16 protein-coding genes are annotated in these 17,164 nt (G+C 44.7%); all 16 read left to right on the top strand.

All coding sequences use genetic code 11. The features are described 5' to 3' along the window. Window positions 1-72: 72 nt before the first annotated feature. Window positions 73-441, top strand: a complete 369-nt coding sequence (locus JOC95_RS12520; RefSeq protein WP_204416717.1) for a VOC family protein — start codon at window positions 73-75, stop codon at window positions 439-441. A 32-nt stretch (window positions 442-473) separates the two neighbouring features. Next, window positions 474-878, top strand: a complete 405-nt coding sequence (locus JOC95_RS12515; protein WP_204416715.1) for an HIT family protein — start codon at window positions 474-476, stop codon at window positions 876-878. A 103-nt stretch (window positions 879-981) separates the two neighbouring features. Further along, on the top strand, window positions 982-1,392 hold the full coding sequence (locus JOC95_RS12510) for a VOC family protein (RefSeq protein ID WP_204416713.1): 411 nt from the start codon (window positions 982-984) through the stop codon (window positions 1,390-1,392). Between the two features lie 176 nt (window positions 1,393-1,568). Continuing rightward, entirely contained in the window at window positions 1,569-2,174 is a 606-nt protein-coding gene (locus tag JOC95_RS12505; protein WP_204416711.1) for a TVP38/TMEM64 family protein, read from the top strand. A 128-nt stretch (window positions 2,175-2,302) separates the two neighbouring features. Further along, window positions 2,303-2,827, top strand: coding sequence for a signal peptidase I (gene lepB / locus JOC95_RS12500; protein ID WP_204417280.1), 525 nt, complete (start codon window positions 2,303-2,305; stop codon window positions 2,825-2,827). Window positions 2,828-2,950: 123 nt separating this feature from the next. Next, window positions 2,951-6,175, top strand: a complete 3,225-nt coding sequence (locus tag JOC95_RS12495; RefSeq protein ID WP_204416709.1) for a BTAD domain-containing putative transcriptional regulator — start codon at window positions 2,951-2,953, stop codon at window positions 6,173-6,175. Window positions 6,176-6,311: 136 nt separating this feature from the next. After that, on the top strand, window positions 6,312-7,529 hold the full coding sequence (locus tag JOC95_RS12490; protein ID WP_204416707.1) for a substrate-binding domain-containing protein: 1,218 nt from the start codon (window positions 6,312-6,314) through the stop codon (window positions 7,527-7,529). Between the two features lie 90 nt (window positions 7,530-7,619). Then, window positions 7,620-8,387: an ABC transporter ATP-binding protein gene (locus JOC95_RS12485; RefSeq protein WP_204416705.1), complete on the top strand. Its 768-nt coding sequence runs from the start codon at window positions 7,620-7,622 to the stop codon at window positions 8,385-8,387. Further along, window positions 8,371-9,078, top strand: a complete 708-nt coding sequence (locus tag JOC95_RS12480; protein ID WP_204417278.1) for an ABC transporter ATP-binding protein — start codon at window positions 8,371-8,373, stop codon at window positions 9,076-9,078. Before JOC95_RS12485 ends, JOC95_RS12480 begins: the two co-directional genes overlap by 17 nt. A 15-nt stretch (window positions 9,079-9,093) precedes the next feature. After that, window positions 9,094-9,954 carry a branched-chain amino acid ABC transporter permease gene (locus JOC95_RS12475; RefSeq protein WP_204416703.1) on the top strand — a complete coding sequence of 287 codons (861 nt, stop codon included), beginning with the start codon at window positions 9,094-9,096 and terminating at the stop codon, window positions 9,952-9,954. Between the two features lie 4 nt (window positions 9,955-9,958). Continuing rightward, window positions 9,959-10,957, top strand: coding sequence for a branched-chain amino acid ABC transporter permease (locus tag JOC95_RS12470; protein WP_204416701.1), 999 nt, complete (start codon window positions 9,959-9,961; stop codon window positions 10,955-10,957). 10 nt (window positions 10,958-10,967) lie between these two features. Further along, window positions 10,968-11,144 (top strand): hypothetical protein, encoded by a 177-nt coding sequence (locus JOC95_RS12465; RefSeq protein WP_204416699.1) that lies wholly within the window; start codon window positions 10,968-10,970, stop codon window positions 11,142-11,144. 5 nt (window positions 11,145-11,149) lie between these two features. Continuing rightward, the gene (locus JOC95_RS12460; protein WP_204416696.1) at window positions 11,150-12,169 is read left to right on the top strand and encodes a 3-oxoacyl-ACP synthase; all 1,020 of its coding nucleotides are present in this window, start codon (window positions 11,150-11,152) and stop codon (window positions 12,167-12,169) included. 13 nt (window positions 12,170-12,182) lie between these two features. Continuing rightward, a complete protein-coding gene (gene phaZ / locus JOC95_RS12455; protein WP_204416694.1) occupies window positions 12,183-13,097 on the top strand; it encodes an intracellular short-chain-length polyhydroxyalkanoate depolymerase in 915 nt (304 codons plus the stop codon). After that, window positions 13,094-13,831: a 3-oxoacyl-ACP reductase FabG gene (gene fabG / locus JOC95_RS12450; RefSeq protein ID WP_204416692.1), complete on the top strand. Its 738-nt coding sequence runs from the start codon at window positions 13,094-13,096 to the stop codon at window positions 13,829-13,831. Before phaZ ends, fabG begins: the two co-directional genes overlap by 4 nt. Before the next feature lie 183 nt (window positions 13,832-14,014). Further along, window positions 14,015-17,068 (top strand): efflux RND transporter permease subunit, encoded by a 3,054-nt coding sequence (locus tag JOC95_RS12445; protein ID WP_204416689.1) that lies wholly within the window; start codon window positions 14,015-14,017, stop codon window positions 17,066-17,068. Window positions 17,069-17,164 lie beyond the last annotated feature (96 nt).

Here is a 17,164-nt window from a genome sequence, read left to right as displayed (position 1 = left end):
GCTAGAGAACTTCCAAATATCCTGAAGAAATCTTTAGTTATGCTCAAAAATCAAGCCGGGAGGAACATATATATGATCAAAGGACTCGATCACCTCGTTTTATTTTGCTTGGATACTGAAAAATCAAAAGAATGGTACGAAAAAGCGGGATTCCAATACTCGCACGGATACGAAGGGATGCATTGGTTCCATTTAGGCAGCGGACTCATCATGCTTCATCCAGCCGACACGGTGACTCCCGGAGATACGGCTGTCCATGCCGCAGTCGAGGATGTTCATCAGCACTTCAGACAGGTCAAAGAGAACGGGCTGGTCCCGATCGACCACCATCTGGGAAGCCAGCCGATTGGCGAGCCTGTCACCCGTCCATGGGGAGATATCGAATTCGAGCTGGATGATGTGGACGGACACCGCTGGGCATTCACACAACGCGCACTGTAACAAAAGAAAAACGATAATCCCAAGGAGGCACCATGACCTACGAAAAAAACTGCCCATTCTGCAACCCGCAGGACGATACATATCAAAATATAGTCTTTGAAACCGAAACCTGCTATTTCCTTCAGCACGATAAAGAACAGGACGTGCTCGAAGGCTGCGGAGTCATTGTCCCGAAAAAACACCGCGAAAATACTTTTGAGCTGACAAGGGAGGAATGGAACGATTCCTATGATCTGTTGCAGCAGGCAAAAGGATATCTCGATGAAAAGTTCTCCCCAGATGGCTATACTTTAGGGTGGAATGTGGGGGTTGCTTCCAACCAATCCATCCCTCACAGTCATTTTCATGTGATTCCGAGATACAATGATGAGCCGTTGGCCGGAAAAGGAATCAGGCATTGGCTGAAGCAGCCGGAAAATAAAAGGACAAAAGGTTAGAACATTATTGTTATCTCCTTTTTTCGTAAGCTAAAGAAGGAGATTATAAGTTTGCAGTGAAATATTTAAGATGTAGCAAAAAATTGAAGGGCTGGTGAAAAGCTTGGCTTTAAAAGCAGATAAGATATTTGTGAATTTGCCGGTGAAAAATCTTGATGAGACGATAGAATTCTTTTCGAAAATCGGATTTGAGTTCAACCCCCAGTTTACTGATGAAAACGCAACATGCATGGTGATCAGTGAAAATATTTTCGCGATGCTGCTCGTGGAGGATTATTTTAGGTCGTTTACAAAGAAGGACATTTCGGATACAGCCAAAAGCTCGGAGGTCATCATTGCCCTTACTGCCAATAGCCGGGAAGAGGTGGATGAAATCGTGAACAGGGCATTCGAAGCCGGAGGAAAGCCATCCAATGACCCACAGGATCACGGCTTCATGTATGGCTGGGGCTTTGAAGATATAAACGGACACCTCTGGGAAGTGTTTTACATGCAACAAGGTACCGCTTCTTAAAAATATTATATCAACCATCCATTCCGCAAAGTGAATGGGTGGTTGTTTTTTCTTTTAATCGGGTATTTAATACTTTATAAAAAAATGTAAAGATTTTGTGTAATTTTATGGGTGATTATAGAAATAACTAGTACAATAAGAGATGATAGATATAGACAGAAGCGGAGTTAACCTACATGGATATGATAAATTTCTTGAAAGATCTGCTAACGATGGATAATCTTTTGGAGGGCCTTCAGGATTATAAGTCCTTTGGCCCGCTACCGGGATTTTTACTGGTGGTTCTAGAAGCGTTTTTACCGTTTCTGCCGCTGATTGTGATTGTCATGGCAAACGCTGCGGCATTTGGTTTATGGCTGGGGTTCCTGATTTCATGGTCGGGAACGGTTGTGGGTGCGGTCATTGTTTACTTTTTGGCTACAAAGCTTAAACGAAATAAATGGGTTCAGAGGCAGCTTGAAAAAGAGAAAATCAGAAAGACGATGTCCTGGATTGAAAGGCATGGATTCGGGCCGATCTTCTTTTTATTATGTTTCCCCTTCACTCCGTCATTTTTGATCAATATGGTGGCGGGTTTATCACGGATAAAATTCTATCAGTTTTTTCTGGCGCTGTTAGCGGGTAAGATGGTCATGATTTTTACAATAAGCTATATCGGGTATGATATTATATCTTTTATCCGTGCCCCTATTAAAACAGTGATCGCTTTAACGATCATGCTTGTCTTATGGTATATTGGAAAAAAGGTAGAATTGCGCCTGCAGCTTTCGGCAGATAAATAAAATAGAATATTATCGAGAATTCAGTATATTGTGATAATGGATGATTGTTGGTACAATAGACCTAACAGATTAATTTCGGGGGTTATGAATTGAAAGAAAAGAATACAAACGTACAGCGTAAATCAGCGATGAAGTGGTTGCTTGTCTCTTTCCTTTTGGTTATTATGATCCGTGCCCTGTTCTTTTCCAATTATGTAGTGGAAGGCCATTCCATGAACCCTACATTAGAAGAAGGGAACTTCCTGATGGTAAATAAAATGGTTTATGCTTTCTCTGTACCGGAACGATTCGATGTTGTCGTGTTCCATCAGGACAACACCGAGGAAGACTATGTGAAAAGAGTGATAGGGTTACCGGGAGATAAAATAGAATATAAGAGAGATATGTTGTATGTAAATGATAAACTTGTGCTGGAGCCGTTCATCAGCTCGGATAATCTTCGGATACTTGGCGGCAATTTCACCGGCGACTTTACTCTTGAAGAACTGACCGGTGTAGAAAAGGTTCCGAAGGGTCATGTGTTTGTGATCGGGGACAATCGTCTTGGCAGCCGGGATAGCCGTCATTTCGGCTTTATAAAAATAGAAGACATTGTTGGAAAGGTTCATATCCGCTATTGGCCGGCCGATGAATTTGGTACAACTTTCAAATAGTTGGAGAATAGTTGGAGAGAGCTGAGGCGGCTCTCTTTTTTATGTAAAAGCGTATGTGCCTTATGTATTTTTCCATTATAATAGAATAAAAAGATGGAATATTCTGAACTAGGGGGCAGGATAATGTCTTCACATGATACAAGCACAATCCTCCATACAAAACTCACAACTCCAATCGTGAAGGATTATGTGTTGAGGCGTGCAAAAGTGGCAAGAAAAATGAAAGCGGTTACCAGTCATAGTGTGACCATTGTCCATTCTGGTCCCGGGTATGGAAAGAGCACCATCGTGGCTTCTTTTGTTCCTACATTCGATGTTTCTGCATATTGGTATACTGCGACAGAATTTGATGATGAACTGATTCCTTTTCTTCGTTATGTCGTTCATGCCATCAGAAGGGATAAAGAAGGATTCGGAGGAAAGATTCTTTCCTATCTCGAAAGAATGGACAGGTATATCCGGGATGAGGAAATACAGGATCTATGCTCTTTATTCTTGAATGAACTGTTGCATCACAAGGAACCGATCATCTTTATCATAGACGATTTTCATCTGGTTCAGGGAAATGCGGAGATTGTCACATGGTTCCATTGGTTGCTGCAGCATATCCCCCAAAACCTGCATCTCCTATTGATATCAAGGGAATTTCCGGATTGGGATGTTCTCACAGCAATGAAGGTAAAGAATGAACTTTTGGAATTTAATGAAGAGGATTTAAAGTTTTCCAAAGAAGAGGTCGAGGTCCTTCTACAGGATATCTATATGATGGATGTAACAGAGGAGCAGGTAGAAGAGGTGTATTCCCTTTCCGAAGGATGGGTAATGGCAATAGGGCTTCTGAGCCAAAGGTTGGGGGAGCAGTCGGTCCAAAATGGCCTGATCTCCACGTCGGGGACATTGGACGATCTGTTCAAATATTTGGCAACAGAGGTCTTCACGAAACAAACCCCGATGGTACAACAGTTTTTGGAGCAAACCTCGATCCTTGATATCATGACAGGCGAAATGTGTGATGAGATCCTTGGTATCAACGGATCGAACTACTTGTTGCAGACACTTGCTGAAAGGCATATATTCATTAGCGCATCAGGAGCCAATCAATATCGCTACCATGCGTTATTCAAGGAGTTTCTGGAAAGGCGGCTGAAGCAGCAGGAAGAGCAATATATCCTGCTGCACAAACGATGTTCGAAGTGGTATATAAAAAAACGGGATATACTATCCGCCATCTCCCATTTGGAAAAGATGGCGGATTATTCAGCCATAGCAGCATTGATTCATGAGTTTGGCTTGCAGCTTATCGAACAGGGACAGCTTTCTTATATGCTTGAAAAGCTACTGAAGATCAATGACAGGATTAAGGGAAAGTACTACATGCTCTGGTTTATCCAAGGTGAAATCTATCGCTATCGGTGCCAGTATGAAGAAGCGGAAAAAGCCTATATGCTGGCACTGACAGCCTCCAGGGAGTCGAGTGATGCACTTGCAGCCATTAGATCTTTGAAGGGGATTGCAAGAATCTATTTGGACACCATCCAGCCGGTAAAAGCAGAGAGGCTGCTCTCTGAGGCTATCCAACTGCTGGGCACTACTAAGGTGGAGGCCATAGAGCAAAATCAGCTCTATTCCATTATGGCGGAGAACCTATTGAATGCAGGTCAGGCGACAAAGGCGCTGGCATGGTTTGATAAGGTGGAAGCTTCCTATAAGAATATTTCAGGGAATAATCTGGAACCGAGAATAATGCTCCGCTCTGGAAAGCTGCAAAAGGCCAAAAAATTGCTTTCCTCCACTAAAAGGGAACAGGTGGAAGGCATCCTGCCTCAATCCCATAGAGAAACAGATCTTCTGTTGTCTTTAGTAGAGGTATTTATGGGGAATGCGGAACAGGCAAAGAAATTGGCGGATGCGGGGATCAAGCAGGGGATCAAATTGCAGGCCCCTTTTGTGGAGGCATGCGGCTGGATCCGATTGGGTCATGCGGTTCAATTGATGGAAGTTTATGATGCGACACTTGCCAAGCAATGCTATGAAACTGCTTTGAACATCATGGATGAATTGAATATTTCAAGAGGAAAAGCGGAAGCGAATATGGGGCTATGTCTTTTATTTGCCAATCAAGGTGCATATGAAAAAGCGATCATCTGCGGGGAGGAAGCCTTGAAGGAAACAGAGTTGGTCAAGGACAACTGGCTTTCAGGCTTAATCTATCTATCCATGAAAATAGCATCGATCGTGAATGGAAAATGGGAGAAGGTCGATTACTATGGAGTGCGTGCCTACAGTCTGCTTCAAAAGTGCGGCGATGAATATGGGGAGCTACTTTTCTACTACTGGCGCTCCATCCATTTTCATGGGCAGGAAGAATGGGCGAACTTCGAAGACTCGATGAACCGCTTTTTGTTGCTTCTTCAATCTGGCAACTATGAGTTCATGCTATTTAACCGCACAACATTCGGGCCAAGCGATATTCAGAAATTCACACCCTTGCTACAGGAAGCAGAACAACGGGATATTCAGCGTACGTACGTGACATCCCTGCTGAATGAACTTGGCTTTGCGAATGCTCATAATCATCCAGGCTATACGTTGAAAATCCAGACTCTTGGAGGATTGAGGGTTTGGCTTGGATCAAAAGAGCTGGATTCCAAGGACTGGCAGCGGATAAAAGCAAAAGAGCTGTTGGAGTTTTTTGTGACGAAAAGGAAAAAGCAGATTGTCAAAGATGACATTTTTGCATCACTTTGGCCAAATATTCCCGAAAAAACAGTGACAAGGGATTTCAAGGTAGCCTTGAATGCATTGAACAATGCTTTGGAGCCTGACCGAAAAGCGCGGATGGAGCCTTTTTTCATCCATAGAAACGGAAACACCTATGGATTGAATCCAAGCAGCGGTTATGTTCTGGATTGTATGGAGTTTGAAACGCTCGCTCATATCGGGCTGGATGAAAAGGAGCCGGGTAAAGCTTTAACACTGCTAGAGAAAGCGCTGGAACTGTATAAAGGGGATTTCCTCCCTGAACAGAAGTATGCGGATTGGTGCTTGAATGAGCGAGAACGGCTACTAGTCTATTATTTACGTGCTTGTGAAAAAATAGCACAGCTGCTTGTTGCAGGAAGAAGCTTTGATCAAGCCATCCACTACTGCGAAAAGATAATCGAAAAGGACCCGACATGGGAAGAGGCATACCGGCTTCTCATGTTCTGTTATTATCAAAAAAATAATCGACCACAGGCAATGAAATGGTTTGCAAAATGTAAGGCCTATCTTGAAAATGAACTTGGTGTGGAACCAATGTCCACCACCAAGCAGATGTATGACATGGTACTCGGTAAAGCAAATTGAATGACGGTAAATGCCCCCTTCCTGCCACTCAATGTGTGGGTTTGGGGGATTTTTTTATATGTAACTCATTTGTAACCCCTCCCTTTTACGATAGGGGTACAACTTTTCTAATAAAAGTTAATGAGGGGGAAAATCAATGAAAAATTGGAAAATTGGGTTTCTGCTTGCCTGTATGATCATATTGGTGCTTGCCGGCTGTAACAGCAATGCAGGGACAGATTCGGATTCTTCAAGCGGGGAAAATGATAAAAAGGTGATCAAAGTGGGCGTACTGGCTTCCCTGACAGGGGCATTGGAAACCTATGGAAAACAGACGGTACAGGGCTTTGAACTTGGCTTGGATTATGCAACAGAAGGAACCATGGAAGTGAACGGCCATAAGATCGAGTTTGTGGTGGAGGATACGGAGACCAAACCGGAAGTCGCCATCCAAAAAGCTACTAAACTATTAGAAGAAGATGAAGTGGATTTCCTGGTGGGATCATCAAGTTCCGGGGACACATTGGCAGTGCTGCCTCTGGCAGAGGAATATGAAAAGGTGATGATTGTGGAACCGGCTGTAGCGGATAGCATTACGGGTGCCGACTGGAATAAATACATTTTCCGTACGGCGCGCAACTCCTCCCAGGATGCAGTGGCTGGAGCGGCGGCGATCGCAGGTAAAGGAGTTAAAATTGCTACACTGGCCCCTGACTATTCGTTCGGTCATGACGGAGTTGCAGCATTCAAAGAAGCTGCGATAGCGCTCGGAGCGGATATCGTGTTGGAAGAGTATGCAGATCCGGCAGCAACGGATTTCACATCCAATATCCAGAAAATCCTGGATGCAAAACCTGACTATCTTTTCGTCGTATGGGCTGGGGCAAACTCACCATGGAACCAGATATCAGATATGAAGGTGCAGGACAGGGGAATCAAGATTTCCACTGGTGCCCCTGATATTGCAGCACTTGCCACAATGGAGCAGTTGATCGGGATGGAAGGGTTTTCAGTTTACTATCATACACTGCCCGACAATCCGATAAACGATTGGCTCGTGGAAAAGCATAAGGAAAAATTCAATGGGGAAGTGCCGGATCTGTTTACCCCAGGCGGGATGTCTGCAGCAATTGCCATCGTCGAAGCCCTGAAGAAAACAGAGGGGAATACAGATACAGATACAATCATTAAAACGATGGAAGGAATGAGCTTTGATACACCAAAGGGTCAAATGACATTCCGCCCTGAAGATCATCAGGCGATGCAGACCCTATATGCAATTCGCTTGGAAAAGGTGGATGGGGTAGATTATCCTGTGCCAGTTCTGATCAGGGAGCTATCCCCTGAGGAAACGGCCCCACCAGTTCGAAATTAATCATGAAGAAAGGAACTTTGGAGCTCTGCTCTAAAGTTCCTTCGTGCTATATTTCTGAACTTACATAAAAACTAAAAGGAGGGAAGCAAGGTGAATCCCATTTTAGAAACAAAGGATCTAACGATAGCTTTTGGAGGGCATGTTGCGGTGGACGGGGTGAATTTTAAGGTCGAGCCCAACCATTTCAAATCGATCATTGGTCCAAACGGTGCAGGAAAAACCACCTTTTTCAATTTGCTAAGCGGGCAACTGAAACCGACAAGGGGCCAGGTCTATTGGAAAGGGGAGGACATCACGAAGCTGACTCCGATGAAGCGGACGAGAAAAGGGATAGGTCGCTCCTTTCAAATAACCAATGTTTTCCCTAACTTAACTGTTTTGGAGAACGTAAGGATTGCCGTTCAATCGCAAAAAGGGGTCCGATACAACATGTTTTCCCACTTCCTGCACTTCAAGGATTTTGAAGTGAGGGCCATGGAACTTTTAACGACAGTACTGTTGGATAAGAAGGCGGACTCACTCGCGAGGAACCTGGCGCATGGAGAAAAGCGAAAACTTGAGATTGCGATGCTTTTGGCATTGGAAACCGAGATCCTCCTTCTGGATGAACCCACTGCTGGAATGTCGATAGAGGAGGTACCTGCCATCCTGGAAGTGATAAAGCTGATAAAAGCTCAAGGAGATCGTACGATCATTTTGATCGAACACAAAATGGATATGATTCTCGATCTATCTGATTCTGTGACAGTGCTTTTCAATGGAAGGCTGTTGGCGGATGGCACTCCTGAAGAAATCATGAACAATGAAACCGTGCAATCGGCATATTTAGGGGGATTGTATGATGACAACGCTTCTTAAAGTGGAAAGGCTTCAAACCTATATTGACCAGTTTCATATTTTGCAAGGGGTTGATTTTGAAGCGAAGCAGGGAGAGGTGACAGTGTTGCTCGGCAGGAACGGTGCAGGAAAAACAACCACTCTGCGAAGTGTCCTGGGATTGAATCCGCCCCAAAAAGGTTCCATCATCTATGATGGGCAGGAAATTACGGGGCTTGCAACATACGAAATTGCCAATAAAGGAATCGGTTATGTTCCGGAGGATCAGGGGATATTCGGGGAATTGACGGTAGAGGAGAATATGAAGGTCGCCATGCGAAAGCATGATGAAACAACGCTTTCCCGCCTCGAATGGATCCTGGATTTATTTCCAGATCTGAAAACCTATTGGAAAAAGCATGGCGGAAATTTGAGTGGCGGACAAAAGCAAATGCTGGCGATTTCCCGTGCCTATGTAAATAACAGCAAGCTCCTGCTGATTGATGAACCTAGCAAGGGGCTTGCACCGATCATGGTAGAAAAGGTAATGCATTCGATTGAACAGATGAAAAAGGAGACCACCATCATTCTGGTGGAGCAGAATTTTTATATGGCAAGTACCATCGGGGATTGCTTTTATATCCTGGATGATGGAAGAACCGTTCATAACGGGTTGATGGAAGAGCTAAAAGAGAATACGGAACTTCGGAAGCACTATTTGGGGATTGCATAAAAGGAGGGGAGCATATTGGAGGTTTTTATTAACCTTGCTGTCAACGGATTAGCGACAGGGATGCTGATATTCTTGCTGGCTGCGGGATTGACGCTGATATTCGGTTTGATGGATGTACTGAATTTCGCCCATGGAGGCTTGTTTGCCTGGGGGGCATTTTCAGGTATCTGGATTTATAGTACGACAGGTAGTTTCATGCTAGGCATTCTCGCTGCCATTGCGACAGGACTGATTCTGGGATTGGCCCTGGAAAGGTTTATCATTCAGCCTGTTTACGGAAATCATGTCCAGCAGATCCTGATCACCTTGGGGGTGATGCTTGTACTGAGCGAAATGATCAAGGTTGTTTTCGGGCCCAATCAGCTTAGTGCAAAAACACCCTCCTATTTTAGCGGCAGCTGGGAGTTTGGGGACATTATCATCATCAAATACAGAGTTTTCATAATTATTGTCGGTGCACTGGTTTTTGGGGCCATTTACTATATTCTGAGAAATACGAAAATAGGCCTTATCGTAAGGGCAGGTGTAATCAATAAGGAAATGGTTCAAGCCTTGGGGATCAATATTAAAAGAGTCTTTATGCTAGTTTTCATGGTGGGGGCAGCCATGGCGGCACTTGGAGGAATGCTTCTTGGTCCATATTCGGGAGTCATATATGCCGAAATGGGATTGGAGTTTGGCATCCTTGCCTTCATCGTGGTGGTCATTGGCGGTATGGGCAGTATAACAGGTTCGGTTCTTGCGGCCATCCTGGTGGGATTGAGTGGAAGCTTTATGGCGTACTATGTACCGGATCTTGCATTGGCTGTAAACATGCTGTTGATGGCAACTGTGCTCATCTTCCGTCCGCAAGGCTTATTTGGAGTAAAGGGGTGAGGGCATGAAGACGATCAAAATAAAACCTAATCTAGTGTATCTGTTCATTTTCATCATGCTACTGACCGTACCGTTTGTCTCGGATTCTCGTACGCTATTAATCATGTTTACACAAATATTCCTGTTTGCGATATTCGCGATGAGCTACGATATTCTCCTTGGTTACACGGGTATCGTTTCCTTTGGGCATGCAATGTTCTTTGGTATCGGGGCCTATAGTACCGGCGTCATTCTAAAGCAGTTTGATAGTACGATAGCGACATTGCTTCTAGCCGTACTTGTAGGGGCAGTAATTGCAGGTGTCATCAGTTATCTCGTCGGGATGCTTTCCTTAAGGTTGAAAAGTCATTTCTATGCAATGCTTACCCTAGCCTTTTCCGGTCTGTTTTTAGTGGTAGCTGAAAAGTGGAGATCCCTGACATTCGGAAATGACGGGTTCACCTTTTCCATTCCGGACCCACTAAAGGATCGGATAACGTTATATTTTGTTTCTCTATTAATGATGGCGGGCATTTTCCTTCTCCTAAGAAGATTCACCCATTCCCCGTTAGGCAGGGTGCTACAGGCGATCAGGGAGAACGAAAACAGAACCGAATCGCTCGGCTTTCATGTTCTCCACTATAAAGTGATCGCAAGTGTCGTTGCCGGCGTGGTGGCAAGCTTTGCCGGAAGCCTTTATGTGCTGACCCTGCGCTTTGTCAATACCTCCGTGTTTGCGGTGGATGTGACGCTCGATGCCTTATTGATGACCATCATCGGTGGTGTGGGAACGCTGATAGGTGCGATTCTTGGGGCAGGCCTGATCGAATTTGCGCATCATTGGTTAACAGATCTAGCGAAGGTGCATTGGATTTTTGAACGTTGGATCATCTTTTTTGGCATCCTCTATATACTGGTCGTCATGTTCTTCCCGCAAGGCATCATCGGGACCGTCAGGATATGGTTTGGAAAAAGAAAAATAAAACAAAGTGCAGTAAAAAACGATAACAACATTTCTAGTTAGGAGGAAAAAGATGATCACACAGCCTAGCGTAGCATCCTTTGTCGTCAGGTGCGCGAGCTTAGTTGATGTTAAACACACAGATCCTGTCTGGAGGATTACTGTCAGCCATGTGCAAGGAGAGGAAGAGATATCGGTAGCTTCCTTGGAAGAAGTATATGAATATATGAAAGATATTTTAAACAGGTGAAGGCGATGACAAGCATTGGAATTGTTAGTACCGGAATTTATATCCCTGAAAATTTCATGTCGAGCAAGGAGATTTCAGAAAAATCTGGAATACCTATATATGTGGTGGAAGAAAAGTTGGGAATCAAACAGAAGCCCATTGCGTCAGAGGAAGACCATACATGTGAAATGGGGATAAAAGCCGCAAGAATTGCCCTTGAAAAGTCGGCAATAACACCTGAAGAGATTGATCTGATCATTTATATCGGAGAAGAGCATAAGGAATATCCATTATGGACAGCAGCCCTTTTCATGCAGGATAGCCTGGGAGCGGTGAATGCGATAGGGTTTGATATGGCTTTACGCTGCGGCACCACCATCATGGCGCTGAAGATAGCCAAGGATATGATGCTTAGTGATGATTCCATTAACACCGTACTGCTGGCAGGCGGCTATCGCAATGAAGATTTTATCGATTATGAAAACCAAAGGACCCGCTTTATGTTCAACTTGGCTGCGGGAGGCGGGGCTCTTCTTCTTAAAAAGAATCCTGAAGAAAACGAATTGCTTGCTTCCCACCTGATCACGGACGGGTCCTTTTCAAAGGATGTCGTAGTGGTAGCGGGAGGGACGAAACATCCCATCTCAAAAGAAGCACTCGAAATGGGTTTGAACAAACTGGACGTCCTTGATCCCGAAGGAATGAAAACAAGGCTTGAGGAAAGATCGATGAGGAATTTCCTTGAAGCAATACGAGGGTCTTTGAAAAGGAGCGGCTTATCAGAAAAAGATGTGGATTACCTAGGCATCCTTCATATGAAGAGGTCGGCTCATGACTATGTATTAAAGGAACTTGGACTGTCGCAATGCCAATCTATCTATCTTGAAGAATACGGGCATATCGGCCAGATCGACCAGATCCTTTCGCTTGAGCTTGCCCTTGAAAAAGGAAAGATAAAAGCTGGTGACATTATCGTTCTTGTTAGTGCGGGTATCGGGTATGCATGGGGAGCCACAACCATCAGATGGGGAAAAGCTAACAATTAGGAGGGTGAGATGAATGGGTGCTATCGAACAGAAAACAGTCAAACTGGCAAATGGAGAAACATTCGGTTATAGAGAGCGTGAAGGAATCGGGGAAAAAATATTACTTGTCCATGGTAATATGACCTCCTCTAAACATTGGGACCTTGTCATGGAGAACATCGATCCTTCATTTCATCTGATAGCAGTGGATATGCGGGGGTTCGGGGAGTCTAGCTATCATGAAAAATTCTATAGCATCCAGGAATTAGCGGATGACATCAAGCTTTTTGTAGATGAACTGGATCTTTCCGATTTCTGCTTGGTCGGTTGGTCGACCGGTGGAGCGGTGGGCATGCAATTTGCTGCCGATAATCCAGGCTATTGCAATAAACTGATCCTGCTCGCATCCGCCTCTACGAGAGGATATCCGATTTTTGATACGGATGAATCAGGTCAGCAGGACTTTTCCAAAAGGCTGACCAGTTTTGATCAGGTTATGGCGGATAAAACAAGAACCATCCCCATTACACAAGCGTACAAATCGAAAGATAAGGACATGCTGCGGATGATTTGGGATTATGCGATCTATCACGATAACCGACCTGAAGAGGATCGTTATCAGGAGTATCTGGAAGATATGATGACACAGCGCAATTACCCGGAAATCCTGCACGCCCTGAACACATTTAATATCAGTGAAAAAAACAATGGGCTGAAAGATGGGACCGGGGAAGTGAACAATATCAACATCCCGGTACTGGTTCTTGCAGGAGAAAAGGATCTTGTCATCACAGAACAGATGACAGGGGAGATTCTCGAAGATCTAGGGGATAAAGCGAGTTTCATACAGTTAAAAGGGTGCGGACATTCAGCCTTGGTGGATGATTTGCCTCAACTGCTTGAAGCGATCACAACATTCGTGAAAACACAGGAGGAACAATACCAATGAGACTAGCAGGTAAAGTAGCAATCATCACAGGTGCAGCCAATGGGCTGGGGCTCGAGGCGGCACGGGTATTTTTACGGGAAGGTGCAAAAGTGGCAATGGTGGACTATGATGCCGTGGCCGGAGAAAAGAGAGTTTCCGAGCTGCAGGCAGAGGGGGAAGCGACATTTTACCAGGTGGACGTTTCCAACCAGGCACAGGTTGTGGAAATGGTCCGGATGGTGAAAGAAAGGTTTGGAAAGATTGATATATTGATAAACAATGCCGGCATCACAAAGGACAATATGCTGCTTAAGATGAGCAACGAGGATTTCCAGAAAGTGATGGATATCAATGTCAATGGGGTGTTCAACTGTACCCAGGCGGTAGTTCCTCATATGCTGGAGCAAGGACAGGGAAAAATAATCAATACATCATCTGTTTCCGGCGTGTATGGGAATGTCGGTCAGACCAATTATGCCGCTTCCAAAGCAGCGGTGGTAGGAATGACTAAATCATGGGCAAAGGAATTCGGCCGAAAGGGAATCAATGTTAATGCTGTTGCACCTGGTTTTGTGGAAACCAGCATGGTTGAGACTGTCCCGGAAAAGGTGATCCAGGGACTTTTGCAGGTAATACCGTTGCAGCGCCTTGGGAAACCGAGCGATATTGCCAACGCCTATTTATTCCTGGCATCAGATGAGTCCGATTATGTAAATGGAACCGTCCTTCATGTGGATGGCGGCATCATGATGTAGAATTTGAAAAATGAACACCAGGTGCAAGTGATGCACTTGGTGTTTTTTTATTTTTTATGCGCCAAAAACAAAACCTTCTTCCTGAGCATATTCAATGTTGCGTTCGCTATCCTCTAACCTATATGATGAAATCATATTAATATAGTCAAATTTGAATATAAACCCGTATAGGAGGACATCCAGGTGTTCAATGCACTTATTAAAAAACCAAAGGTAACATTGATTTTTATGCTATTGCTAGTTGTAATCGGTACGCTCACATATTTTCAGATACCAAAGCGTGAGATACCGGAGATCTCCGTCAATGTAGGGACGATTACCACAGTCTATCCAGGGGCTGCACCAGATGTAGTCGAAAGGGATATCACCACACCACTGGAGAAGGAGCTTCTTGATATTAAAGGGATGGATAGCGTTACGTCCGTTTCAGGTGTCGGTATCTCCAATATCGTGATGGAACTGTCGGACGATGCAGATCGTGATCAAGTGTTTTCGCTCGTCCGTCAGGCTGTCTCGGATGTGAGTCGTGAATTTCCCGAGGATGCATTTGAACCGACGGTAAATTCGGACATTCAAATGGGAGTCATTGCATCCTATCACTTGTTGAATGATGACCGTTCTGTTTTGCTCGAACAAAAAGAATTGATTAAAGACTGGATTCCGCAACTGGAAAAGATTGATGGAGTCCGCAAAGTAGCTGTAAAAGGGTTGGAGGAGTCAAGCTATACATTAAATCTTGATTCCGAAAAAATGCAGGAAGCCGGAATCATCCTGCCTGATGTGATTACCAGCATTCAAAATGAACTCGAAATCACCCCGCTGGGCAGTCAGCAGGCAGGAAACAAGGTTTCCCAGCTTACGCTGGAGCACTTTGAATCAATCGAAGATGTAGAAGATGTTTTTATTAAAAAATCTCAAGCCGGAGATTCCGTGTATGTTAGGGATATTGCAAGCTTACAACAAGTTCCGGCAAACCAAGAAGACCTTGTTTTCTATAACGGCACTCCTGCCCTGTCATTGACCATCATGCAGGAAAAGGGCGTGGATATCCCGACACTCTTTACAAAAGTGGATGAGGAGATGGAGCGCCTTGCCAAGGACCTGCCGGATGAGATTGAAATGGATCTTTACTATACCCAAAACAAGATTGTGAGCAAGATATTCAATGATTTGGGCATCTCATTCCTTATTTCCATCTTTGTCGTCGTGCTGATAACATTCTTTGGCTTAAATGCAGTATCCGCGATTCTGGTTGCATTATCGATCCCGATATCGATCGCACTGGGACTTATCCCGCTGCCATATGCATCAGTTGATTTGAATCAGATTTCGATCATCGGTATGATTATCGCCCTCGGTATCCTTGTTGATGATGCCATTGTGGTGAATGATAATATCCAAAGGCGTTACCAGCTTGGAGATGGGCCGTTGAAGGGGGCACTGACCGGGACGAAAGAAGTGAGAGTTTCTGTCATCACTTCATCCCTGGCAATCGTGTTTACATTCCTGCCTTTAACGTTCATATCCGGTCCGAATGGTGCCTTCATTTCCGCATTGCCGACTGTATTGATTTCAACAATCATCGGTTCGACGATCGTGGCGCTGACGATCGTTCCAATTTTTCTTGCATGGCGACAAAATAAACGCCGTAAGAAAACAAAGGATGGATTACTGGGTAATCAAATCGATAAGGTCAGCAGTTGGTATAGTGACAAAATTTTAACGAAGATTGTAAAAAGGCCGCTTCTTACAGGTTTGGCGGTCCTGATTTTCTGTACCGCGACCTATGCGTTGGTACCATTCATTCCGGTAGTCTTCTTCCCGAGCGCAGACAGGGAGGAAGTCACTGTGACGGTCACGTTGCCTGCAGGAACCCCGATGGATGAGACCGCGTCAAGGCTGAAAGCGATGGAAGAAAGCCTGAAGAGTGACGAGGATATCTATGAAACCACTATATTTGCGGGGAGTGGGGAACCCGGCATTTTCGGCAGCAAACTATCCAATTCCGGTGAAAATACAGGACAGATCGTCCTTAGAGTCGATCGCGAAAAACAATCAGCTGCTGAAACGATTGAAGAATGGCAACCTAAACTGAGAGAAGAAAATCCGGACAGTGTCATCATGCTATCCACCATTGAAGCCGGCCCGCCTGTTGGTGCCCCGATAGCACTTTCCATCGTTGGTGAAAATATCGATGAATTGATGGAAAAAGTAAATGGACTGAAAGAAGAAGTGGAAGGCTTAGAAGGAAGCGGTGTGGTAATAGATGATGTAGGTACACCATTGCCAACGATCAATTATGTTCCAAAGCGTGAGGCAATGGAGGAGCATGGCATAACCGCACAGGAAATCAGTAATCTGATCAGACTGAAAACCGAAGGCATACCTGTAGGTTCGTATGAAGCAGATAAAGAGAGGGAAACGTTAACCATCGTCCAGGATTTGATGGGAGAAGGGGAAACGTTGAATATAGCGGATCTTGAGCTTCCAAGCAAGTTTGCAACCACAGAGTTCGGTGCACCTGTACTTGTTCCAATATCTGAGCTTGTCACAGAAGAGGAAACGGAAGCCTTGCCGCTTATCCCGCATAAAGATGGAGATAGAACCATTACAGTCCGGGTCTATCCTGGTGATGAGGATAAACAGAAGCTAGAAAAGCAGGTCAAGGAGATTGCAGCTTCCTATGAGTCGGATACCACTTCCATCTCGGTTGGAGGGGAGTCTTCAGCACGAAGCGACTTCTTTATTGAAGTGGGTAAACTGTTCATCATCGTTGTTTTCTTGATTTACATCCTGATGGTCATTCAGTTCAATTCCCTGCGTATGCCGTTGTTGATCATGAGCTCCGTGTATCTTGCTATTTCAGGTGCAGTGATCGGACTGTTCCTGACGCAGACAGGTCTTGGATTCATGGCAATGATGGGTATCGTATCGCTTGCTGGTATCGTTGTCCGCAATGCAACGGTATTCATTGAGTTTATGGAGCAGCGATTACAGGAGGGAGCCACGCTGAGTGAAGCAGTGATCGATTCGGGAAAAGCGAGATTCAGGCCGATCGTACTGACTGCCTTTACCTCGATTGCAGCATTGATTCCAATTGCATTCAGCGGAGATGTGCTATTCACACCGCTGGCAATCTCGATCATTTCGGGGATCTTCTTCTCCACCTTCTTTACCCTTTTATTCGTACCGGCGTTTTATTACGTGATAAAGAGAAGAAAAGTGAAGGAAGTTTGATAGATCAAAAACAAGGTGGATTCCTGAAAAGGGGTTCATCTTTTTTTGTGTGTAACTGCTTTGTAACCCCTCACCCTTATAGTGGTAATTACTTGA

Origin of the sequence: Sutcliffiella tianshenii (assembly GCF_016908565.1) — a bacterium.
Classification (GTDB): domain Bacteria; phylum Bacillota; class Bacilli; order Bacillales; family Bacillaceae_I; genus Sutcliffiella_A; species Sutcliffiella_A tianshenii.
The sequence above is the reverse complement of the archived record's forward strand: the minus strand, read 5'-3'. Positions and strand labels throughout refer to the sequence as shown.